The 22865-nt window shown below is 47.1% G+C and carries 24 protein-coding genes; 6 read left to right on the top strand and 18 right to left on the bottom strand.

The genetic code is table 11. The features are described from left to right. Nucleotides 1-14: 14 nt before the first annotated feature. The 7 genes from ACYQ0C_RS06965 to ACYQ0C_RS06935 all read right to left on the bottom strand — a co-directional run bounded on the left by ACYQ0C_RS06965 (nucleotide 15) and on the right by ACYQ0C_RS06935 (nucleotide 8823). Nucleotides 15-1328 carry an aminotransferase class I/II-fold pyridoxal phosphate-dependent enzyme gene (locus ACYQ0C_RS06965; RefSeq protein ID WP_016276875.1) on the bottom strand — a complete coding sequence of 438 codons (1314 nt, stop codon included), beginning with the start codon at nucleotides 1326-1328 and terminating at the stop codon, nucleotides 15-17. A 4-nt stretch (nucleotides 1329-1332) separates the two neighbouring features. Continuing rightward, nucleotides 1333-1914: an indolepyruvate oxidoreductase subunit beta gene (locus ACYQ0C_RS06960; RefSeq protein ID WP_016276876.1), complete on the bottom strand. Its 582-nt coding sequence runs from the start codon at nucleotides 1912-1914 to the stop codon at nucleotides 1333-1335. Further along, complete coding sequence (locus tag ACYQ0C_RS06955) at nucleotides 1911-3527, bottom strand: thiamine pyrophosphate-dependent enzyme (RefSeq protein ID WP_016276877.1); 1617 nt, start codon at nucleotides 3525-3527, stop codon at nucleotides 1911-1913. The genes ACYQ0C_RS06960 and ACYQ0C_RS06955 overlap by 4 nt, the downstream gene beginning before the upstream one ends. 23 nt (nucleotides 3528-3550) lie before the next feature. Beyond that, entirely contained in the window at nucleotides 3551-4312 is a 762-nt protein-coding gene (locus ACYQ0C_RS06950; protein ID WP_016276878.1) for an amidohydrolase, read from the bottom strand. Between the two features lie 230 nt (nucleotides 4313-4542). After that, nucleotides 4543-6945, bottom strand: a complete 2403-nt coding sequence (locus tag ACYQ0C_RS06945; RefSeq protein WP_175271154.1) for a DEAD/DEAH box helicase — start codon at nucleotides 6943-6945, stop codon at nucleotides 4543-4545. A gap of 344 nt (nucleotides 6946-7289) precedes the next feature. After that, entirely contained in the window at nucleotides 7290-8102 is an 813-nt protein-coding gene (locus tag ACYQ0C_RS06940) for a YjbH domain-containing protein (protein ID WP_016276880.1), read from the bottom strand. A 4-nt stretch (nucleotides 8103-8106) separates the two neighbouring features. Beyond that, on the bottom strand, nucleotides 8107-8823 hold the full coding sequence (locus tag ACYQ0C_RS06935; protein WP_016276881.1) for a WecB/TagA/CpsF family glycosyltransferase: 717 nt from the start codon (nucleotides 8821-8823) through the stop codon (nucleotides 8107-8109). A gap of 54 nt (nucleotides 8824-8877) precedes the next feature. Here ACYQ0C_RS06935 and ACYQ0C_RS06930 point away from each other — a divergent pair, with 54 nt between their 5' ends. Continuing rightward, on the top strand, nucleotides 8878-9192 hold the full coding sequence (locus ACYQ0C_RS06930; RefSeq protein WP_016276882.1) for a hypothetical protein: 315 nt from the start codon (nucleotides 8878-8880) through the stop codon (nucleotides 9190-9192). A 141-nt stretch (nucleotides 9193-9333) separates the two neighbouring features. Here ACYQ0C_RS06930 and ACYQ0C_RS06925 read toward each other — a convergent pair whose 3' ends face one another. The 8 genes from ACYQ0C_RS06925 to ACYQ0C_RS06890 form a co-directional block, all read right to left on the bottom strand. Further along, entirely contained in the window at nucleotides 9334-9627 is a 294-nt protein-coding gene (locus ACYQ0C_RS06925) for a nucleotidyltransferase family protein (RefSeq protein WP_025017545.1), read from the bottom strand. 100 nt (nucleotides 9628-9727) lie between these two features. Further along, on the bottom strand, nucleotides 9728-10837 hold the full coding sequence (locus ACYQ0C_RS06920) for a glycosyltransferase family 4 protein (protein WP_016276884.1): 1110 nt from the start codon (nucleotides 10835-10837) through the stop codon (nucleotides 9728-9730). Between the two features lie 38 nt (nucleotides 10838-10875). Further along, nucleotides 10876-11373: an acyltransferase gene (locus ACYQ0C_RS06915; protein ID WP_016276885.1), complete on the bottom strand. Its 498-nt coding sequence runs from the start codon at nucleotides 11371-11373 to the stop codon at nucleotides 10876-10878. Beyond that, nucleotides 11370-12329, bottom strand: a complete 960-nt coding sequence (locus ACYQ0C_RS06910) for a glycosyltransferase family 2 protein (protein ID WP_016276886.1) — start codon at nucleotides 12327-12329, stop codon at nucleotides 11370-11372. Before ACYQ0C_RS06910 ends, ACYQ0C_RS06915 begins: the two co-directional genes overlap by 4 nt. 111 nt (nucleotides 12330-12440) lie before the next feature. Continuing rightward, on the bottom strand, nucleotides 12441-13598 hold the full coding sequence (locus ACYQ0C_RS06905; RefSeq protein ID WP_016276887.1) for a glycosyltransferase: 1158 nt from the start codon (nucleotides 13596-13598) through the stop codon (nucleotides 12441-12443). Beyond that, nucleotides 13588-14691: an EpsG family protein gene (locus ACYQ0C_RS06900; protein WP_016276888.1), complete on the bottom strand. Its 1104-nt coding sequence runs from the start codon at nucleotides 14689-14691 to the stop codon at nucleotides 13588-13590. Before ACYQ0C_RS06900 ends, ACYQ0C_RS06905 begins: the two co-directional genes overlap by 11 nt. A 1-nt stretch (nucleotide 14692) precedes the next feature. Continuing rightward, nucleotides 14693-15784, bottom strand: coding sequence for a polysaccharide pyruvyl transferase family protein (locus tag ACYQ0C_RS06895; RefSeq protein WP_016276889.1), 1092 nt, complete (start codon nucleotides 15782-15784; stop codon nucleotides 14693-14695). An 82-nt stretch (nucleotides 15785-15866) separates the two neighbouring features. Further along, on the bottom strand, nucleotides 15867-16022 hold the full coding sequence (locus ACYQ0C_RS06890) for a hypothetical protein (protein ID WP_159106286.1): 156 nt from the start codon (nucleotides 16020-16022) through the stop codon (nucleotides 15867-15869). 270 nt (nucleotides 16023-16292) lie between these two features. Between ACYQ0C_RS06890 and ACYQ0C_RS06885 the strand changes: the two genes are divergently transcribed. Together ACYQ0C_RS06885 and ACYQ0C_RS06880 are read left to right on the top strand one after the other, a co-directional pair. Then, complete coding sequence (locus ACYQ0C_RS06885; RefSeq protein ID WP_025017539.1) at nucleotides 16293-17303, top strand: hypothetical protein; 1011 nt, start codon at nucleotides 16293-16295, stop codon at nucleotides 17301-17303. 101 nt (nucleotides 17304-17404) lie between these two features. After that, the gene (locus ACYQ0C_RS06880) at nucleotides 17405-19387 is read left to right on the top strand and encodes a toprim domain-containing protein (protein ID WP_016276891.1); all 1983 of its coding nucleotides are present in this window, start codon (nucleotides 17405-17407) and stop codon (nucleotides 19385-19387) included. 218 nt (nucleotides 19388-19605) lie between these two features. On the opposite strand, the gene ACYQ0C_RS06875 is transcribed toward ACYQ0C_RS06880, so the two are convergent. Then, the gene (locus ACYQ0C_RS06875) at nucleotides 19606-19845 is read right to left on the bottom strand and encodes a DUF4248 domain-containing protein (protein ID WP_016276892.1); all 240 of its coding nucleotides are present in this window, start codon (nucleotides 19843-19845) and stop codon (nucleotides 19606-19608) included. Between the two features lie 274 nt (nucleotides 19846-20119). On the opposite strand from ACYQ0C_RS06875, the gene ACYQ0C_RS06870 reads away from it, so the two are divergent. The 3 genes from ACYQ0C_RS06870 to ACYQ0C_RS06860 all read left to right on the top strand — a co-directional run bounded on the left by ACYQ0C_RS06870 (nucleotide 20120) and on the right by ACYQ0C_RS06860 (nucleotide 21265). Beyond that, nucleotides 20120-20602, top strand: coding sequence for an HU family DNA-binding protein (locus ACYQ0C_RS06870; RefSeq protein ID WP_016276893.1), 483 nt, complete (start codon nucleotides 20120-20122; stop codon nucleotides 20600-20602). A 135-nt stretch (nucleotides 20603-20737) separates the two neighbouring features. Next, nucleotides 20738-20842, top strand: coding sequence for a smalltalk protein (locus ACYQ0C_RS06865; RefSeq protein ID WP_016276894.1), 105 nt, complete (start codon nucleotides 20738-20740; stop codon nucleotides 20840-20842). A gap of 9 nt (nucleotides 20843-20851) precedes the next feature. After that, nucleotides 20852-21265, top strand: a complete 414-nt coding sequence (locus ACYQ0C_RS06860; RefSeq protein ID WP_016276895.1) for an N-acetylmuramoyl-L-alanine amidase — start codon at nucleotides 20852-20854, stop codon at nucleotides 21263-21265. A 12-nt stretch (nucleotides 21266-21277) separates the two neighbouring features. Here the strand turns inward: ACYQ0C_RS06860 and ACYQ0C_RS06855 are convergent, their stop codons facing one another. Next, complete coding sequence (locus tag ACYQ0C_RS06855) at nucleotides 21278-21808, bottom strand: hypothetical protein (protein ID WP_016276896.1); 531 nt, start codon at nucleotides 21806-21808, stop codon at nucleotides 21278-21280. Then, nucleotides 21808-22803 (bottom strand): AAA family ATPase, encoded by a 996-nt coding sequence (locus ACYQ0C_RS06850; RefSeq protein WP_016276897.1) that lies wholly within the window; start codon nucleotides 22801-22803, stop codon nucleotides 21808-21810. The genes ACYQ0C_RS06855 and ACYQ0C_RS06850 overlap by 1 nt, the downstream gene beginning before the upstream one ends. Between the last annotated feature and the right edge of the window lie 62 nt (nucleotides 22804-22865).

Here is a 22865-nt window from a genome sequence, read left to right as displayed (position 1 = left end):
TTAATAATTAATGGTTAGTGATTAGGGTGATCTTCATGAAAAGCCCTCATTCGTTCCTCCATCACCGGATAAAGTTCATCGCGCATCCGTGATGTACAGGCCCGGACGCCTTCCTGCTCACTACCGGTGGTAGAGAGCGAGATGCTGCTCACCCCATAATACAATAATTCACGGAGCAATTCACCCCCTGTCATATTTCCGTAACCAATGGTAAAGAAGAAACCATCTCCCACCACCTGGGTCGCATCATAATCATATACGATATGGAAACCATGGTCGGTAAATATCTTCTTCATGCGTTCCGCACGACGGGCATACTCGCGGGTATCTTCTACAAAATTGATTTTACCTTCGGTGGACAGACGAAGCATTTCAGCGTATGCATACTGAGTAGAAGCCGTACATCCCGAAGTAATCATATAAAGAATGGAAGCAATCAATGTAGGGCCGAACACCCCTGCATCTTTATACCGTTCCGCCAATGCCGGAAACTGGCGGTCGAACAGTTTATCACTGATACACGTCAACGCCATGCGCTGTCCGGCATAGCTGAATATCTTGGAAGAAGAAAGCATCAGGATATAATTATCCGTATATCTTGCCACGGTGGGCGGATAGGGCGGTTCGAAAGGATGTCCCATATCCCGACGGAAATCCATGCAGAAATAAGCCAGATCTTCCATCACAATCACCTCATACCGGGTTGCCAGTTCACCGATTATCTGCAACTCCTCCTCTTCCAGGCAGATCCATGCCGGATTATTCGGATTAGAATAGATGATCGCTGCTATATCGCCTTTGCTCAGGAAACTTTCCAATTTCTCGCGCAAGGCCTGTCCCCGATAATGATAGATATCAAACTCTTCCCACTCCACGCCGATGATACGAAGCTGGGATTTCTGAATAGGAAATCCTGGATCAATGAACAATACCTTGTCTTTCCCCGGAATACGCTGCGTACAGGCTATGAACGAACCGAATGAACCCGCCACCGATCCGGTGGTAGGCACACAGGCGCGCGGAGAGATATCCAGATCCAAGAAAGCCTTTACAAAACGGGAAGCCTCCTTTTTCAACTCGGGCACTCCCGCGGCAGCCGGATATTGCGATCCTACGCCCCTGTCCAAAGCCGCTTTCTCCGCTTCAATCCCTCTCTGATTGGCGGCAAGACCGGGAGATCCCTGATCCATACGGATAAAAGGAATCCCCGTTTCCTTTTCCAGATACTGGGCTACCAGCAGCACATCACCGATAGTAGCCTGTGCAAGATTGGCGATGTGCAGTTCCTTCACCGCCTTCTCCACTAATTCTTCACTAAATATCTTCATGGCATTACCAGTTCTTTACCGCATTCAAGCCTATATCAAAAGCCTTCTGATTCATTTCAACAATCTTCTCACCTTTTGCAGCAAACACACGTCCTATGCTTTCACGCAACTGTTCCGGCGATACGATTTCAATATACTTCGCAGCCATGCCCAGCAAAATCACATTCGCGCATTTAGGCATACTGTTTTCTTTTGCCATATCCTCTATTTCCAGTTTCACCACATGCGGAAGGCTTTCCAAAGCTCTCATAAGATCCACGTCCTCAGGATAGTCGGGAATGTTCTTGAATGGATTAGCGGAAGTAATCACCCAACCTTCCTCCTGCAAGTAAGGCAGATAACGCAACGCCTCCATCGGTTCCATGGAAATAATCAGATCCGCCTCACCCTGAGCGATCAGATCCGAATAAATCGTTTCGTCGGACAAACGCAGATTGGACTGTACATCTCCTCCGCGCTGGCTCATGCCGTGTACCTCGGCCTGCTTCAAATTAATGCCTTCTGCCGTAGCAGCTTCTCCTATAATAGTAGCGATAGTCAGGATACCCTGTCCTCCTACGCCCGAAAGTATGATATCTTTTCTCATGCCTTATCTGCTTTTTTCTGTCTTAGTTTACGATTCAATGTCTGGATACATTCTCTGCGCGGAATAATGACAGACACCCCTTTATATTCTATTTCCTCACGAATGATACGGGTAATCTCTTCCATATTCTTCGGCAACGGGACCACCACACGCACATGTTCGGGTTCCACTCCTAATCCCAGGCAGATCGCCTCGAACTTGTTCGTACCGGCAGAATCCTGTCCGCCGGTCATGGCTGTAGTCAGGTTATCCGAAATCACCACCGTGATATTGGCATGGTCATTGACCGCATCCAGCAGACCAGTCATACCGGAATGAGTGAAGGTAGAGTCACCGATAACAGCAATGGCCGGAAAGACCCCTGCATCGGAAGCACCTTTGGCCATGGTTATGGAAGCACCCATATCCACACAACTGTCGATCGCGCGGAACGGGGGCAACGCACCTAATGTATAGCAACCGATATCACCGAAAATACGTGCATCCGGATATTCCGCAGCCACCTTGTTCAAGGCATCATACATATCCCGATGGCCACATCCCTGGCACAATGCAGGCGGACGCGGCATCACCACCTGAGGTTTGCCAAACGGACGTTTAACTCCCCATCCGATCGCCTCGCCCACATTGTCCGGAGTCAGTTCACCGGTGCGTGGCAAAGTTCCCGTCAGTCGTCCTTTTATCTCATAATCCGAGGAGAGGATCGCTTTTACCTGTTCTTCCACAAACGGCTGGCCATCTTCCACTACCAGGACATGTCCGCAACATTCCGCCATCGTCCTGATCTCTTCAGCCGGCAACGGATATTGCGAGATTTTCAAGACCGGAATATGACAACCGTCCGTATCCGCCTCTTTCACATAATTATAACCGATACCGCAGGCTATCACTCCGAATTCATAATCATATTCGGGATTCAACCCTTCCACATAGTTATAAGGAGACTTGGAGGAAGATTCTTCCAGTTCCTCCTGCTTTTCCACCAGATCCAAGTATTGTTTACGCGCATTCCCCGGCAGCAACACCCAGTGGGCACGTTCATGATCAGGCTTCAACTGATTTTCCTCACGGATATCGGCCACTTCCACACCGGCACGCGAATGTGCCAGACGGGTAACCACACGCATCAACACCGGCAACTTCATCTTTTCCGAGAGTGTATATGCGTACCCCATCATATCGTATGCTTCTTGTTGGGAAGACGGTTCCAGGATGGGAAGCATCGCAAATTTTCCATAGAAGCGTGAATCCTGCTCGTTCTGAGACGAGTGCATGGAAGGGTCATCGGCTGCCAGCACCACCAAGCCGCCGTTCACACCGGTTATGGCAGAATTGACAAACGCATCGGCAGCCACGTTCATGCCTACATGTTTCATACATACCAAAGCACGTTTTCCTGCGTATGACATGCCCAGCGCAGCCTCCATGGCCGTTTTTTCATTCGTGCACCAAGTGCTGTGCAGTTTTCGTTCCTTTGCCAGAGGGTTCTTCTGGATAAACTCTGTGATTTCAGTGGACGGTGTGCCCGGATAGGCATATACACCCGATATGCCGGCATGTATCGCTCCGAGGGCAATCGCCTCATCGCCCAATAATAATTTCTTTTCAGCCATTATCTATTCTTTTATGATTGTTTTTATATAAATGTAAAAGGGTCGGCATCATCCAATACCGGGAATTTCTTCCTGAAAGCCTGCAATGCCTCCATATCTATCTCAGCCGACACCGCACTTTCCCTGCTCCACGGACATTCGGCTATCGTTTTTCCGTAGGGGTCGATGATGGCGCTGCCACCCGAGTACTCACAGGCAGGATCAGTTCCCATGCGGTTCACTCCGGCCACATAACACTGGTTCTCAATAGCCCGCGCACGAAGCAGCGCGCTCCAAGCATCCACACGGGGAGTGGGCCAGCTTGCCACATAAAGTATCATGTCGTAATCCCCCAGGTTGCGTGACCAAACAGGGAAACGGAGGTCATAGCATACCTCCAAAAGAATACGTACCCCACGGAAGTTCACCACCACACGCTCTGTGCCGGCGGTGAAACGCTTGTGCTCGCCCCCGAAGGTGAACAAATGTTTCTTGTCATAATGCTGCACGGCTCCATCCGGATGGACAAAGTAAAAACGATTATAATAGTTTCCATTCTCACATACCGCCACACTGCCTGCAACAGCACAATTCCGCTCAGCCGCCTTGCGCTTCATCCAGTGCAGGGTCTCACTGTCGGCACTCTCCGCAATTCCCTCGGGTTGCGTACAAAAACCGGTGGAAAACATTTCGGGCAAGACAAACAGATCAGCATCCGGCAGACAGCTGATCGCTTCGTCCGCCCTTGCCACATTTGCCTGTGGATTGGCCCATTCTATATTTCTCTGTAGAATTGTTATTTTCATTGTTTTTCATATTATAAGACCCACAAAGGTAACAAATATAATAAGATAGCAAGCATTTTATTACTAACTATTTCCTTTTACTCCCCTTTTTATTACATGTTTTTATAAATATCCCCTATTTATTCCTCATAAAAAAAGCAGCCCAGCAGGGACAAGCCTTGCTGAGCTGTAGTAAATGCCTTCTTTTTGTCTCAAACAGTAACGGTTATTATAAGCCCCATCCATTGTATTCACAGTTTTATCGTTTTCACCTTACCCGGGATAACCGTCAGCCGTACCCTTCCATCCCCCTCTATCTCCACTTTCTGGTACCGGGCCTCCACCACCACCTTACCATCCAGTGCCATCAGCCCCCATTGACAGGCATTCTCCTCGAATACACAATAACCGCCGACGGGAGGACGGATGTTCCGATAACAGGGAGGAACCACGATACGCTCACCCGACTTCAACCCCCATTTCAGCCCCATCCGGAAAGGACGGACATCGCCCATCCCCTCCAGTCTCTTCCGCCTTTTCTCCTCCTCATTCCGTTGCTGCAACAGGTTCATTTCCTCCGCACGACGCCCGGCCTCCTCCTTCAATCTTTCCACCACAGAGTCGAAATCCTCCTCACCTGCCTCAGGATTATTACAGGCGATATATCGTTTCCTCTTTCCTTTCTCCACCTGATAATAACTCCCTTGCCCGTCCATCACCACGATACTCCGGTCTGCCAGACGACCACAGCACCAATACACCTCCTCGTCATCCCCTTCCAGCAGACAGGCGAAAACATCGAACACGGTAGACCATACAGGGTCCGCCAACTTGCAGGACTTCGGGACACGATAGTCCGGTATCTTCAGATAAAAACCATAAAAACAGAGACTGTCCTTATGCAGCCCGCGCATGGAAGCATACGCCTTCCGTGTGCGGCTATGAAAGGTCTCCCCCACTTTCAGTAACTCCATGCTACCGTAAGAGCACACCACCGGCTTCTCCCGATAAGTCCTGTCCGTTTTCAAGTCGATGTAAGCATCCGTACCATCATTGCCCGTAACGGCCAGAAGCTCCCCTTTCAGGAATCTCAACCTCCGGCAGCAGTCTATGATGATCTTCGGCTTTCCGTTATCGTCCACCACCCCTGTACAGCCATCTTCCAAACAAACCGCCGCCCGGTCCGCACAGGTGTCGAACACTTCCCTGTATCGGGGCATCACTGTCACTCTGTTTCCACGCCTCAGTCCCCACAATCCGCTACACCGGTCATGGAAAGCTTTCAGAACAGAGGGCGCATTCCGCCCCTCTTCCGGATCAGACAAGTTCCGGTTCCTGATCGCATCCAGCAACTGTCCATGAGTCATCACCATTTCCCATTCTTCCTCCCGCCTGCCTTCCTCCAAGAGCGGACACGACAGAGACAGCCCGTTTTCCGTTCTTTCCCGGGAAAGGGTGTCACTCAGCATCCGTCCCTCGAACATCGCTTCCCAGTCCCGCTCACGGACGGGCAGGCCGAAGATCCGGTGCAGCCCCACATTATCTATCAGTATGCAGGATTCCTTGTCGCCCAATTTACGCAATCCTCTCCCCACCTGTTGCAGGTATTTCGCCAGTGAAAGCGTGGGACGAGCCAGCTGCACGAACTCCACATCGGGACAGTCGAAGCCCTCGGAGAAGATATCCACATTGACCAGTACCCTGATCCGCCCCTGTCTGAAGCCCTCTACCAGTTCCCTACGCTCCGAAGCTGGGGTTTTGCTGTCAATAGCCACAGCCGCCACTCCGTGTGCATTGTAACAGGCAGCTATCTGGCGGGCATGGGCGATGCTGACGGCATACACCATTCCTTTTTTCCCGGCGGCATACCGCTCGACGCTCTCATACAACCGCCGGATGCTGACCTGGCGATTCAGCACCTCATTCATTTCCTTCACCTGATAATCTCCGTCCGCACCCCGTTTCTTCAACGAATCAATCCTCTGTTGCTCCCTGCTGTCCGCACGGATGGACACGTAGTCGAAAGCCGACAGCCAGCCTTTCCCGATGAATTCCGCGATGCTCCACGAAGTTATCAGCGCATCAAACAAATCCGTGAAGCCCTTGCCGTTCAGCCGGCAAGGGGTAGCAGTCATGCCCAGTTTCCTTGCCTCCGGATATCTTTTCCAAAGCTCCCGGTAAGTCTCCGCCAGGGCATGATGCGCCTCGTCAATGACAATCAATCTGGGGGCTTCCTCCCTATTCTTCCAGTTACGGGACAGCCACTGGATGGAGACTACCCGTACCCTCCCGGATTCTTCCGGCATACTGTCTTTCCCCGTCCTTCCGTTCTTTCCCGTTTTGTCCGGTTCTTTTCCCATTCCATACCGGGCTGCGGTTTCCTCTATCTGCTCCACCAGCTCCCGGCGGTGTGCCACAATCCACACCTGCGTACCGGCACCGATACCACAGAGAAACTCTTTCACCACCGCTGCCAGCAGATGTGTCTTTCCTGTGCCTGTAGGCATTTGCACCATGACACTCCGATGGAATTCCCACTCCTTAAAGAGCCTGAGCTTCATCTCCTGCTGGTAGTCACGAAGACCATCGTTCTTGCAATACATCATGGTGCGGATGCCGGTCGCCACCGGCAACAAAAGCGGGAAAGGCTGCATGCATCATCGCACACAGCCTATCGTGAATATTCTATCTTTATGGATTCATTTTTTATCAGCGGCTTGCTAGTTGATATCGTAAATATTTGATATCGCTAATTGTTCCGCCACTGAATTTAATACGAAACCGATGACAGGGGCTATTTTTCTATGAGCCAGTCGCCCAACAATATATTCCGTCTTATCTATTATAGAGATAATCCTTGTTGATGATTTCCTCAAAAGTCTGTATCCCTATCGGGCATCTCTTCAATGACTGTTGCTTCATGGCGCGCTACTTTTTCGGATTGTACTACAAAGGAACAAAATCTAACCGGAAATTCCTAGCCGAATGCTCTTTTTTATTATTTCAGATGGACTTTAAAGACAAGACCTCCGGAGAAGTATTTCCCATTATTCAGTTCGGCAACAAGATTTACATAGTCTTTCCAGAAACTGTACTCAAAACCTACATTGCAAGTTCTTGCATCGTACTCCGCCATCAGGTTCAAGCCATTCGCTGCCTTGCTTATTATAGATGTTTCGGGAAAAGCAAAACGGAAGTTTATGCCGAATGAAGGACGTTTATAATGCTCCATACCTTTGGCATTACCATATACAAATGCGGCATGAACACCCCATTCACCTATGTTCTGAAAATTCAGATGTTTGGTTACAGCCAGATAATAGCGTGTAGCGTAATTATTGGAACCGCTTGTATTACCGGACACCAGTTCCCCACCGCCATGATCGGCATGAGAGGTGGGATCGTCCAGACCAAGGACGATTTGCGGTGTCCACTCCTTCCACCACCCTTCTTTCCAAAGGCGCAGACGCGCACTGAAAACCCGGTCCTGATTCGTGAATTTCCCCCAAGACTGTTCCGGGAAATAAGTAGAGCCGTGATCCGCATGTACCAATGTACAGATATACGACACCTCCAGCCAGGGAAACATCGTTATATTTATGTAATAATTGAAGGTGTACCCCACCTCACGGCTACGAAAATGGGTGGATAACGGATGAGTATTCAAATAGTTTCCACCAAACAGGAACGTTTTATCACGCTGCATATCAGCCGTGGGAGCATGAAGCAGTCCGGTAGTCCCCATCAATGCCTGGGCATCGGCCCATAAGGAAACGCTACACCCCAAAGCAAGCAATAAGATTCTTTTCATCAAGCTACTCTTTACATATATTCCACATAAACAACAGATTGCCGACAATGTAACGTCTCCACATCCGGCGGGGTTCTTTCAACAACCGGTAGCACCATTCCAAAGAATGCTTTTGCCACCAGGCGGGAGCACGCTTTACCGTTCCGGCATAGAAATCAAAAACAGCGCCTATCGTTCCGCAATGGCAGTGGATATTTAATTCATTCCAATGCGTGTACGCCCATTTCTCCTGTTTGGGGGCAGTCATCCCTATCCAGAGCAAATCAGGATTTGCCTTGTTGATGGCTTCGACTATCGCCCGATTCTCCTCTTCCGAAAACTCCGGCTTATAGGGTGGCGAATAGGTTTCCACTTCGATGTGAGGGAAATCCACCGCTGCACGCCGTTTGATCAATGCCAGCACCTTTTCGCTGCTGCCCATGAAAAAACATTTTCCTCCCCTCCGGTTCAACTTGTTCATTTCAAATTCGAACAAATCCCAGCCGGCAATGCGCCCTGCAGGTTTGGATTTGGCATTCAGCCAACGACACGCCTTCACGATGCTTGCCCCGTCGGGGATCAACACATCCCCCCGCTGCAAAGCTTCGGCAAAGAGCTTGTCTTTTTGGGCCGTGTTGTAGGAATGGGCGTTGATGGTATTGATCAGGAGTTTGCCTTCCGGCAAAGCGGCCAACCCCTGGCGACTTTCCACCAGGGACAAATTTGTCAACTTCAATAACATGAATATGGCAGTTCTAAAATATTATATTATTTTTGTGGCCCAACAGCGAACGCCATGAGCCGATTAAAAGATTTTCCGTCCATTCATGACCGCATCCACACCGGATACGGCAATGCTTTACACTCCCTTTACGAGATAGGCAGAAACCTGTCCGACAAGGAGCGGCAAGAAGTTATTGCCCGGGTCCGTGCAAAAGGATACCGGGTGGAGGAACTGGAATTTTACGAATATGCCCCGACAGACACCATGCGACATTTGTTTGTACGGATGGAAGGCGAAGCGGAAAGTATTCCTTATTTTATGCTGGACAAAGAATGCTGGAATGAGATTGTGGATGCGCTACTGGTTGTTCACACATCGCTAAGTTAGTCTATGAAGGCTACATATAATAAGATTCTAAATTTCATGAAGCGGAAGCTCTGTCCTCATCTTTTTGATAATCGTCAACATGGAAGGAAGGTTGTTTTTACCACCTCAAAGACAACCAACATGGCATCAACCATCTCCTTCTTATGCATATATTCCTTCCTCCATTATATTTTGTTTCAGCAACTTGTCCATATCTTCACGCAATCTGACAATATCAACGGCACAACCAAACAAATGCTGAAGTTCGTCCTTTATATGGACCAGACAAAACATACTGGGAGTTTGCAATTCCACACACACATCCACATCACTATCTTCGGTTTGCTCGCCACGTGCAACCGAACCGAAGATTCCCATGCGCATAATGCCATACTTATGAGCGTTCTCAACCATGTACTTACGCAATAATGCCATATATTCGGAAGTCGTTTTCATATCCATACATCATTCTTCGATAGCAAATATACAGATTCTTATTCTTTTGAACAAGAAAGTAATATAAGAATTTGATAGTCTCTCCTTTAATTTGCTAATGTCAGGATGAAAACAGATTTTGATTTAGTATGTCTCTCATTCTATTTTCAAACTGATCTAAAGTAAACTCCCGACAGAATTTCTCATAACCGGCATTTCCCATTTTAACTCTTAATTCTTCATCATCCAACAACTCCGCCATACAATCAGCCAACGAAACCGGATTCTGCTTTTCACAAATCAAACCATTTTCTCCATCTTTCACCATATCGGGGATGCCGCCTTCATTGGTGGAAATGACCGGCAGTTTATATTCCATGGCTTCCAAAATGACCAAAGGGAAACACTCATTATAATAATAAGTTGGAAAAACAAAGACATCCGCTTGTCTAAAAAAAACCTCCTTCTCTTCTCCTATTTTTCGACCGACATAAGCAACCCTATCATTCAAATTCCGTTTATCCACTTCTTCTGAAAACTGTACAGCCCCTATTTCTGATGTTTCTCCACCAACAAACTGACAAACAAAAGTATATTCTTTCTCTTTTAATATTTTAAGTGCATCAAGTAATACTGTTACGCCCTTACTGATCAATAAATTAGAAAGAAAAAGTAAATGAGGGACTTCGTTATTCCGTCTTGCTTTCAGTTCTTCCTTACATGAGTTTGGTATGCCATTCGGACAAATATATACATCTTCCCTTTTTACATACCTAGCTATATCCTTATAAAGACTCTCTGCCAACAGGATTACTTTCAGATTACTGAAAAAACGTTTATAGAGGAAGTTATAAACCCATTTACTCTGATAAGCCGAAACTCCTTTATTGTGATAATGAGCTATGACTTTACATCCCATAATTTTGAGCAGCTGTACCACAATAAAGTCTTTGAAGAAAGCTTTTCCTCCAGCATTCGGGGTAATATAAACCAATTCGGGACGAATTTCTCTTACAACGTGAGAAATATGCTTCAGAAGCAATACATATCTCAACAGTTTTTTGAAACTTGTACGTCCGATATCAGATAAACTGCCGGCTGTCGCTAAATTTATACAATAAGAATCGAAAGAAGAGTCTATCAATTCGCTTTCCTGAATGTATTTTCCCATCATGGCTGCGCCATGTATGGGAGGAGGAAGATGAAGGATGAAAAGAATACGAGGCTTCATTTTTCTATGTTCTGAAAACTACACAATCACTTCAACTATCAGCAAGTTCTTTTAATTATTTTAGCCGGATTCCCTGCCACCACAGAATAATCGGGAATATTTCCCTTTACCACCGCTCCCGCGCCTATGATACAATATTTTCCAATAGTACTTCCGGGCAAGACAATACAACCTGCTCCCAAGAAAGACCAGTCTCCGATCCTAACACTTTCGAATATACCTGCATCCTCTTTAGGCAAATTATCTATACAAAATAAAGTGGGATTTGCCATCTGTCGCACGTTTACAGAATAATCGTGAGTTAGAACTATCACTTTAGTGGAAACAACCACACGCTCACCTATATATAACCCTCCGCTACCATCCAGATAGGCATCCGGATGAATATAACGGGGCATTCCGCAAAACACCACACCTTGGCTCCGATAAGCAGCCATAGCCAACCTCATGGTCAGATTCCTGTTATGCAACGCACGCGAGCAAAAAGACAATGCCAGCATGATATAATAAAAAACTCTTTTCAACACCTGTGTCATGATACTCTTTTTTTTGTTTTAACTGATTGGACATACCGCTTTGCCATATTCCGGACTCCCAAGGGCAGCACGGCAAGCAATAGAATGGCATACTGCCCTATACAAGCAGGATTGTAACGAAGAGACTTCATCCCATACTTCCAACATTCTCTTTTCCGACCGGCTCTGAAATACACAGAAGACTTCATTTTGAACCAAAGACCTATGTATTTGCGCAACGATGATTTATACATATAGCCAGCATCCTTACGCAACAAAGCTATCAGTTGTTGTTCCACATAATCACCGTCAAAAAAACGGGTAGGAGTTGAGGTCAGCTCCAGTTCTTCCCTCAGTATATACCATGCAAGGCACTTCTTACTGTAGGCTATCTCATACCGATATGCCAATCTGGCCCAAGTAATCAGATCCTCACCCGAAGTGATTCCCACAGGAAAACCTCCCACCGACTCCAGACAATCTTTCCTTATCACAACGGACGAAGCACATACAGGAGGCTGCGAAAATGCCGCCACCCGGAAATAGTCTTTCAGAATACCGTCCATGCCACAAAAATCCAAATGATTTACCCGGTTCGGCACTTTTGCTCCCGATGAATACACATAACTGTAGTTTACTGCAAATACTCCGCACTGAGGGTATTTTTGTATCAAATCATATTGCTCTTTTAAATAAGAAGGCTCCCACCTGTCATCCGCATCCAACAAGGCGATGTATTGTCCAGCCGCCTGTCTGATACCTGCATTGCGGGCAGCGGACACTCCCTGGTTTTTCTGCGAGAGCAACCGTATCCTGCTGTCTTTTATTCCCTTAACTACCTCCATACTCCCATCGGAGGAGCCGTCGTCCACCAATACAACCTCAAAATCAGTAAAGGACTGCACCAGTACTGTTTCCAATGTACTGCGTATCTCTTTTTCCTTGTTGTAAACAGGAATCACTACTGAAAATAACATAATCTATTTATTTTAATGAATACAAGAGCCTGTCCTTCTGGAATGCACCGTGCACTTCGCTCATCATACCCGTACCAGAAATAGCATCTTTTATCTATTTTTTACAATAAGTCAACAATCCGGCAGCAAGCTGTCCTTTATCACTGACACCACCGCACATGATGTATAATTTTTTCGAATAGAAACGTAGCCGTGCACCGCCAGATTCATACAAGCCGAAACATCAGACAAAACTTTGTCTAACAATACGGTATAATCACTATCCGACCGTGCCACCAACAAATCCACCCCATCCGTCAGATGAGCGTCAAAACCCTTGAAAGCAAAATCCGAAACGACACAAATCTTCTTCATGGCCAGTGCCTCCAATACCTTTATATTAGTACCCGCACCACTATACACCGGCGACACCACCACAGAACACTTTCTATACATTTCCTTCAAATCGTCCACAAAGCCCAATACATGCACATGGGGGTATGACTCCCATGCCTTACGCAAATGTTCCGGTGTCCCTTTCCCCACCACATAAAAATGCGCGTCCGGATGCTTCCGGCATACATTCCTCCATATATAGTTAATAAAATGGTCCACCCCCTGATAATTGGGAGGGAAAGCCATGAATCCGACAAACAGTATGTTTTTATTGCAAGCGGACACATAATCCTGACTCTCAAGAATGGCAGGAATATTAGGCAGATATCGGCTGTTATCGGTGAGGCAGTCTTGAGGATTGGCCGTATAATATAATCTGCATCGCTTCATGATTCGAGAGGCAACCCTCTTTATCCCCCAGCTTTTGTATCCGAAATAAACCCTTTTAATCCAAGAGTACGATGGGTTTTCCGCCATCTTGTGATAATTGTGCCAAGGTATATCGTCTATGTCAATCACTACATCCGCATAATCTTCAACACCACACATCACCGCTGTAGCCAAATAACGGAAAACAACGACATCGTATTTCCTGCGCTGAATCATTTCGCGATAAATGCGGCTGCACCGCCCGTTCTTCAGCGCTATTACATGCTGTCCAAACGGCACACAGCCTTTCAGTTTGGATAAAGCACCGGCTTCAAGATCTACATCATACATAAAGACATGGCTATCTGTTATCGGTACATTCTTATCATACAGATTAAAGAACAATACGTCCACATGTGCCGTCTGCTTCAGCGCATTAAACAAATGCCGGGTACGTTGATGCGCACCGGTTTTCTGCACATACGGATTGTAAGTAGTTACAAACAATATATTTTTATCGCACATAAGGAGGTGAATCAAAAATTGAATAATAAGGAAATAAAGCCGCAGGAAAAAGGGAGCAAAGTCTGATGAACTTGTATACACAATACAAGACCAACAGCATAAACGTAATATATTTAAACCTGGTCTTCAAATAACATTCTGTTATAAAAGAAAAAGCAATAGGCAAGCCCCAGATAAAACAACCGCCCACCCTACCTAAATCGCCCAGACTTTCGGGTATCACCTGAGATATGCACGACATGAACAGATAGGCGTTTACTGAAACTCTATACAGAATATTTTCTTTCTGTATAGGGCTATAGTGCATCAGCACTAAAAATGAGACCGCCATGACATAAGACATCGAGCCTGATACCACGCTTTCCAGTCCATAGTCAAAATTGGAGTGCAGATAGTTTTGAGCTGCCACCTGAACGGACGAAATAGGAATCAGCAACGACAGCAACAGTATTATTTTACTTATAAGCGCCTCGTTTATCATAAAGGTGCATACCGTATACAAGCCTATTTGCAAAAACAGCCCGAAACGGCAATGCAGCAGCCAATAAAAAGGAAGATAGACAATTGTAGCCTTATGAATGAAAAAAGCCAGAAACGTTACAAACAGGAAGGACTTGAAGTCTTTATGCACCAACGACGGAATCGTCCACATCAGAACAGTGACAGCCAGCTCCATCCTGACAGGAAAAAAGCTAGCGCACAATAGCAGCAAAGCAAACGTAACAACAGGCTTGGGCGTATACTTTATACTGAACCAATAATAAGTGTACAGAACAAACAGGTTAGTCACCAGCAAGAACAATGAATAATTACCAACAAAGCCCACCAGCACATTAATAAGCGCATAAAGCGGCTCCAAAGTCTCATCACCCCCATATCTGGAATAACTGAACACATTATCTATGTTCAAATATTGAAAATGCCACAAATATTGCGACCAGTCTGTGCCCGTATTCCACCTCAATCCACGGAACAGCGTAAACAGAAGTACATAGAAACCAAGAACAGCTTTCTTTGCAGACAATGACTTCCTTACCGCATCATATAATATGCCCGGCAACAGCATGGAATAAAGTATAATATATATCAGCATTTCACTCAGCTCTAAGACTATGATTCAAAAAATCCTCAGACACCCGTCTGAACTGTTCAATGTTTCTATTTATCGCCTGCCAATCAAGATGTTCCGTCTGTTCTGAGTCTATCATAAACATCTTATAGAGTGAACTTAACCGCATATTCCCGCGTTTCTCATTACCGCAGAATACAAACGGTTTGTTGAAAAGAATGGAGAATGCCACTCCGTGGAAAGAGTCGGTTATCATCAAACGGCACGTATATATGTTGTACAACCATTGCTCAACAGACACCTTTTCGGTATCTTTTAAGCCGACTGTCACAGAAGCCGACTCCAACTCCCTTTCTTTACACCGAATGATGTCTTCTATCCTTTTATTGGTGTCAAGTATGTAACAGAAAATTCTATTCTTCGCCGCATTGTCTACAGTCTCTTTTTCCGTTAGCGTCACATAATCTTCCTTTTTCAGCAAGAACACCGGGTCAAGAACATGTTGCGCACGCGGCTCCGTCCATCCATATTCATCAAAGAGTGCTACCGACTGAGATTCCCTGACAGACACAGCACTGAATTTATTGTAAAATTTAGAATACCGCTGCACTTGCGCACTTCCTAACCGTTGTTCAGTTCCTAAAGATACCGCATAGGCTATTTTCTTTATGTGTTCATCATGAATAAATCCCAGCATATAATTATCCAGCCCCAGCACACCTTTTACCATGCCATGCCTCCACACCTGATCGGAACCGACAACAACAGCTTGGAATTTATTTTCCCTGCATACTTGACCTATCTCTTTTATTCCATAGACAACACGAGTATGGTTCACATAACGCTCATAAAAATTTAACGCATTTATTTCCATCCGCTCGTCTTCCCTTTTCCTTTCCTGTTCTAAAAAAATGGAAGATTTAGAACCTAGCAGTTTCATTAACAGTCTTTTGGCATAGCAATACGGTTTTTTATAAAAAGGCAGACAGTACGAGTATCGCAGGTTTATGTGCTTCACATCATGCCCCATCTCCCATAATACTCTTGCCAGAGCATACCGCTGTAAATTACCTCCATAATTATTGTCAAATGGAAGATTTAGTATTCCTACTCTCATAAAAAATAAATAGATGTTTTAATTAAGCTGGCATTCCATTTTTTCAGTCCATGCGGTTTACCGTGATTACGGTAAAATATCCTCACAACTCCTCTTTTTTCTCCCCCGTCAGATACTCCCACGAGTTCTCCGTCACCACATTCCACCACTCGCGTTTCACCGCCTCTATCTCCTCGTCCATTCCGCAGTCGCCATAATTTTCCACCAAAGAATGCATGATAGTAGCATAAAAATTCAAGTTGTCAGTTTACTTTTAAGAGCACTGTAATAGCTACGTTCCGTCATGTGGATAGATTTACAAAATTCTTTTACATTAACACCACTGGCTTTTCTAAGAGCCTTGATGCTCTCGGCCAACTTCTTTGTAGAAAACTCTCTGTCTTTCATTTTTTTCAGTTTAAACATTGTTAATAATACCATCTGTCTCATAATTGTCTGTCCACAGTGGACAGACGCGTCTATTTTTTCCTTTGTAACTTCACCGCCATTATTACAAAAACAAGTATACATGGCTATAAAAGCATTGAAACAAAACGTCTCCATCAGCGAGACACAGAAAATGATCCACCAGTGGAAAGCAAAAGGAATCACTGATTCCGCCACACTGAAACTGCTGGATCTCTATCTGGGACTGACACCCTACATGACTGCCGAAGGAATATATCCCATGCGCAACCTCTACCAAATCTGCCAGTCCATGAAAACCACGCATACCACCACCTTGCTGGAAAACATCAGGAAGTGCTGCTCATTCGGCCTCATCTGGAACGAAAACCGTACCCACCTGCTGGGATTCTACTCCCCCCTGTGGTGCGACGGACTGAAAAATACCCCCGCGCAAGCAGCCGGTTCTGTTGCCGAACTTACAGTTCCTGTTGCCAGTCCGGCAACTACAGCTGCCAATCAAGCAACAACGAATAATAGTGTATTATATAATATTAATAATATAATTCCTCCGGAGGATTCCCGTAAGGGAGATCCCGCCGGAAACGGAGCACGGAAAGCGAAGAAAACGGAAGCGGATGCCGCTGACTTTTTCCACCGGCTCAACACCAACCCCGAGGAAAAGCAGCGGGTGCTGGTGCCGCTCATCAACTCCATAGCCATCACCTATCACTACACCCGCCCAAGGGCATTACAAACACTGGTGATCCTGGTGAACCAATTCCTTATCCCCTACTTCGATGCCGATCCCCGCTTTCCCCGCAACTCGCACGTGGGAAGAATCATCTGGCTGCAAAACCTCATGAAGACGCGCCACGGACAGTCGCTGATGGAAAAAGCCGTCGCCCGGCTGAGCAGCGAGCTGAGCAAAGACCTGGAGGAGAAACGTAGGAAACTCCGTGAATTCCGACCCGTCTCACCCTTCGAGTGGAAGGACGCCGGCAAGGGTCTCCGCTACTACGACGACCCCATAGACGGAAAAGTGGAAATACCGGAGAATGCACCGCCACGACCTGCCGAAACCGCCATCTGGAACGTGCTGTCCAAAGAATGGGTGGTGGTGAATGGTGAGTGATTAGTGGTGAGTGAGCTGCGCATGGGGTGGCTCCGCATGGGAGGCTCATGACGTAGGTGTTTGTTCTTTTATTTTTTAATTCTTAATTTTTATTTACTCAAATGAAACCTTATTATTCTCTTTCAGACTTTCCCGACCGCAAGAATGCGGGAAAGAATTTCATTGCCCGGTGTCCCAAATGCGACACCATGCATCTGTATATCTCTAAAGCCAAAGGACTGTATCATTGCTTCTACGCCGGATGCGAGTTCAATGGCATACTGACCGATTATTGCAAAGACAAACGTCCCATGTTTTCTTACCGGAAAGGAGATCCGTCCCCAGCTGCCGGAACATATCGCCCGTCCGGCAACCGGAATACGGAGAACAGCGTGAACGAAGTCCCCATGATGCCCGGCGACTACAAAGCCCTCGCCCCCACCGTACTGCAGAAAATCAAGCCGCTGGACGGATCGCCCGACTGTACGGACTCCGACCAACTGGCGGCACGCCGTTATCTGGCCGACCAGGGCATCTCCCTCGCCACCGCCATCGCGGCACACATCGGCTGTCTGCGTCATTACTGCATCACCAAAAACAGTGAGGACAAACGCGAGCAGGCGTCCTCCGTCTTTCCCTGCATCGCCTACGTGAACTACGTGGACGGACGCCCCGTCAATGCCAAGTACCGCTCATGCAGCCCCTCGCCGTCCGCCGGAACCGGTGCCTCCGCCAACAGTCCCGCCGCATCCGGAGAGGCCGAAATTCCGGACGGGACAACTACGGAAGAATCCCCCGTGACCTACAGCAAATTCTGGAGTCAGGATTCGCCCACCACACCGTGCGCCCCCTACAACATAGACTGCATCAACCCACTGCTGGTGGAGGAGGAGACCATCCCCCGCCTCATCATCGTGGAAGGCGGAAAAGACGCGTTGGTACTGATGGAAGCGGGATACCGCCACGTCATCAGCGTGCCCTCGGGAGCGGCAAGCGATCTGGCGAAAAGCTTCGAGGCATTCACCTCCTGGCTGGACCAGGTGCAGGACATCGTGGTGTGTGGTGACACCGACCTACCCGGACGCACGCTGGTAAAGCATCTGTCCGACTACTTCGGGGCACGCTGCCTTTTCACCACCCTGCCCGGAGGATGCAAGGACATAGGCGATGTGATGAAACTGTACGGCACCGGAGTGGTGCAGAGCGTCATAGAAGATGCCTGTGCCTGCCACACCACCGATATCATCACCGTGGAACAGCGCCGTGAAGAGGTGATAAACGTGCTGCACGGCAGATACGACCACGGCTACAGCGTGGGCTACGGCCCCTTGACCGACCGTGTTTTCCATCCCACCGACACAGGCGGCCTGATGATCATGACCGGCATGCCCAACAGCGGAAAGACGGATTTTCTGAACGACCTGACCAGCCGCATCATGCGCGATACGGAACGCTTCGTGTGCTACCTTTCCTTCGAAGTGCCGGACAAGGACAAGCATATAGCGCACCTGGTGCATCTGCTGCTGGGTAAAGCCAACACCACCGCCTATACGGACGAGCAGCTGACGCCCTATATTGATTTTCTGAACACTCACATGATTCATCTGGATATGCACGAGGTGCCGCCCACTCCCGGAAACATTCTGCACCGGGCCGACCTGGTGCGCCGCAGACAGCCGTTGAAATATCTGGTGATAGACCCTTATCTTTTTGTAGAGGCGCAAAGTGGAAAAGGCGAGACCGAGACCCAGAGCATCAAGTCGATGCTGACCCGTTTCCAGTCGTGGGGGCGCGAGAACCACATCTGGGTGATCATCGTGGCGCATCCGCGCAGCCTGAAGAAAATAGACGGCAAGAACGCGATGGAGGACATCAACATGTACACCATATCCGGCAGTGCCAACTGGGCGAATCTGGCCGATTTCATCCTCTCCATCACCCGTATCAACGAGCCCGACCGTGCCTTCACCCGTCTGGATGTGCTGAAAGTGCGTGACCAGGAACTGTGCCGCACGGGAACCGTGTACTACACCCGGCAGCCCTGCGGACGCTACGAGGAACACGAGAGCGAGGAGGAATGCGGGAAGTTGGTGGTGAGTGATTAGTGGTGAGTGATTAGTGGGCTGCGCTTGGGGAGACATGTACTTGAAAAAGCGTGCACATATAGTAGCGTCACTTCATACATTAGTACGTATAAGCTTATACATACGTATGTGCACCCCCACACGTACTAACGTATAAATCCCCTACAGTTTCCTTAATTGACAACCTCTCCGCCCCCCACAAACAACACACGCGCAGCCCAATAATCACTAACCACTAATCAAGGTCTTCCCAAGTAATGGAAAATCAGCCTCACTTGCACCGAATTGAAAATACGCTGCCTGTCCACATAGCCCGAGTCGAGCAAATCCTGATAAAGCAACTTGTGATGGTGTATCCAGGCGGAAAGACGGTTCAGTGCCGCCACAGGAGTGATATCGGGGGCGTACCCCATGGCCAGATCCCGTTTGTAATAAGGTTTCACGGGCCATTCGCCCGAATACGTTTCTTCTTCGTTCATAACATTCGTTTTTTTTACTACAACATACCAACTTCCAATCGTCAATCATTCATCGTATATTGTCGGTTTTCCGTTGTTTATCATCCTAGCAAATGTAATGAAAACAGCTCATATACAGAAATATATCACGGCTTTTAATTCACTTTATTTCATTCTCTGCCACAGTGTGTCACACGCTTTCATCCCTGTTCGCGTCCTTTCACATCCGCCCCTTCTCCGGGTATTATCTTTGTCATGTTCAATTCATACTAACCATTAAAAAACAAAATTAATTATGGCATTAAATTACAGTGTTGCATTACGTCCCAATCCGTTTGACAAGGATGCCTCCCCGAAGGCATACGCCACCGCGCAGATCAACGGTGAACTCAGTCTGAAACAGCTCAGCAAGCGTGTCTCCTCGCAGACCACCGTGAGCCGCGCCGATGTGGTGGCGGTGCTCACCGCCACCGTGGACAACCTGCTGGAAGCTCTATGTGAAGGCAAGCAGGTGGATTTCGGCGAGCTGGGCAAGTTCCGTCTCCAGATAGTCAGTACGGGAACGGAGACTCTGGCGGATTTCACCGCCGCCCAAATCACCGGAGTGAACATACAGTATATTCCCGGAGAGGACTTGAAAACCATCTTCGGCGCACTGGAGTTCCAACCCGTGGCCAGCCGTGCCGCACAGGCCGCCGCACTACGTGCTGAAAAGGAGGGAAAAGCCGTGGCGGACTTGCTCAAGGGCAAAGACGAACCGGTACAGCCGGAAGTCTAGCCGGAAGTACAGCCGGAAAACTGGCTGGAAACCTAACTGGAAGTCTAACCGGAAGGGGGATGGAGTTATCCCCTCTCCCACCCTCCGGCTTATTTCTTTAAATAGTATGTATCACTTTTAAAAACTTTAATCCGTATGGAAAATCAACAAAGAAAATCTATCTGGAGCACCATCCTGAAAGTTATCATCGCAGTAGCTACCGCCATAGGCGGCGTCATAGGCATACAAAGTTGCATTTAACCGACCGGAATGCGTAAGATAACATTGATCATCATCCATTGTTCCGCCACCCCCGAGGGGCGGAACCTGGATTTCGAGACCTGCCGCCACGACCATATCCACCACCGCGGTTTCAAGGATATCGGTTACCATTTCTACATCACACGCGACGGCGGGATTCACCGCGGACGCACGCTGGAGCGAATCGGAGCGCACTGCAAAAACCACAACCGGCATTCTGTCGGCATCTGCTATGAAGGAGGCTTGTCTGCAGGCGGCATACCCGCGGACACACGGACACTGGAACAGAAAGCGGCCCTGCTGGCCTTGCTGCGGGAGTTGCGGGCTGTCCTGCCCGAAGCAATCATTGTAGGACATCGGGATCTGAATCCGCAGAAGGGATGCCCTTGCTTTGATGCGGTGAAGGAATATGGGGGGCTGTGAAAACAGCTCCTTTCATACTTTAGCTATCTTTTTCAATTCGTCCACATTGCACTTATATTGATTCTTTTTCAGATACTCCAACCATTCCTTCAAAACAATCATCTCCGAAGCATTATCTAACGCTTTAAAAAGTTTTTTTAAGGCTGAATCATTCTTACTGGTTACAGACTTTGTTATAGACGTAAATTCTTTCAAACAAGAAGTATAACCATATTCTTCCATACTGATTCCTAATTCTTCCGCACATTTCAATAAAAATCCATCCATTGCAGGAGATACCATGATCAAATAATGAGGTTTAGAACCATGTTTCTTAAGCCGTAATGAAGGAGTACGCGCTATCTCGGAAAACTCTTTCACATAACTCACCTGGCGTTTATCTTCATCTATAATTCCTACAGAAAAGGTGTTGGCAAACTTCTGTTGCATCGTCTTCACCACTGTATTGCAACCTTTTTGATGATTACACCCATCAGTTATTATCAAAGTTTCTACCAGATTTGTGTCAATATAACATTCCGGAATGATGAACAAGTCTTTCATTACTTCAAATATGTTTCTATATTAAAAAACAAATCCACCCCGCTCTCATACATTTCTTGCATTTCATCCTCCGTCGCACGTTGCACGGTAGTATTTCCCGACTTCATGTCCACGAAATAGATGGCAACCTCATCATTCAATTGCTCCAGCAGAGCATTGATAATATAAGGGCTATGAGTCGTGATGAAGAACTGGTTGTCCGTCGAGTCTACAACACTTTGCACCACATTAGTGATATAAGGAGGATAAGTGTGCGCTTCAGGCTCCTCAAACAGCAATATGCTCCGCTTGTTGCTCAATATGGCAGCCTTATAAAATATCAGCCGCTGTAATGTATCTGCCAAAGAATGAAACGGTATCAAAAAGATTTCTCCATCACCACTTTCTTTCATCACCTTGATCTCCTGACTGCCCGCATCAAACACATACTTCAGACCGTATTCATGAAATATAGCGGAAAGTTCATCTTTCAATGCAGACAACAAGGAGACGGCAGTCATCAAGTTACCACCGGAAGGAGGCAATAAAAAGTTCTGCAAGCTACTCTCCCTGGTAAAAGATGCCGGAAAAATATAATAACGGAAGGGATTATCCGAGGTGTCCGGTATATTTTTCTTCATACATGTCAATGTACTTGAAAAAGGCAACGTTATTGCCTCTTCTGAAGCTGCATATTGCAAACTCACTTCAATGCCCCCCTGCGGAACCCACCTGAGTACAGCTTGCTTCCCGTCTGCCTGAATCTGTATGTCACTTTCAACATTACCGTTACAGAACAATTCCGAGATATTTTCCACCCTGACAAACTGTTGCAAATCTTTCTTTTTAAGATACTTCAAAAATGGAAGACAAAAGATGGATAAGGCTTCCAGCAAATTGCTCTTACCGACGTTAGGCTTGCCGATCAAAAGATTGATTCGCTTACAGTCTTCAAACCTGACATTCTTTGCTGATTTGAAGTTCTTGATCTGTATATTTTGAATGAATTGTGGCATTGATGTCAATTCCCTTTTTAGTTTGTTTTCTATGCAAAGAAACAAATTCCATTCCGTTTTTC

The sequence above is a fragment of the Phocaeicola sartorii JCM 17136 = DSM 21941 genome, from assembly GCF_054653615.1.
The sequence above is the reverse complement of the archived record's forward strand: the minus strand, read 5'-3'. Positions and strand labels throughout refer to the sequence as shown.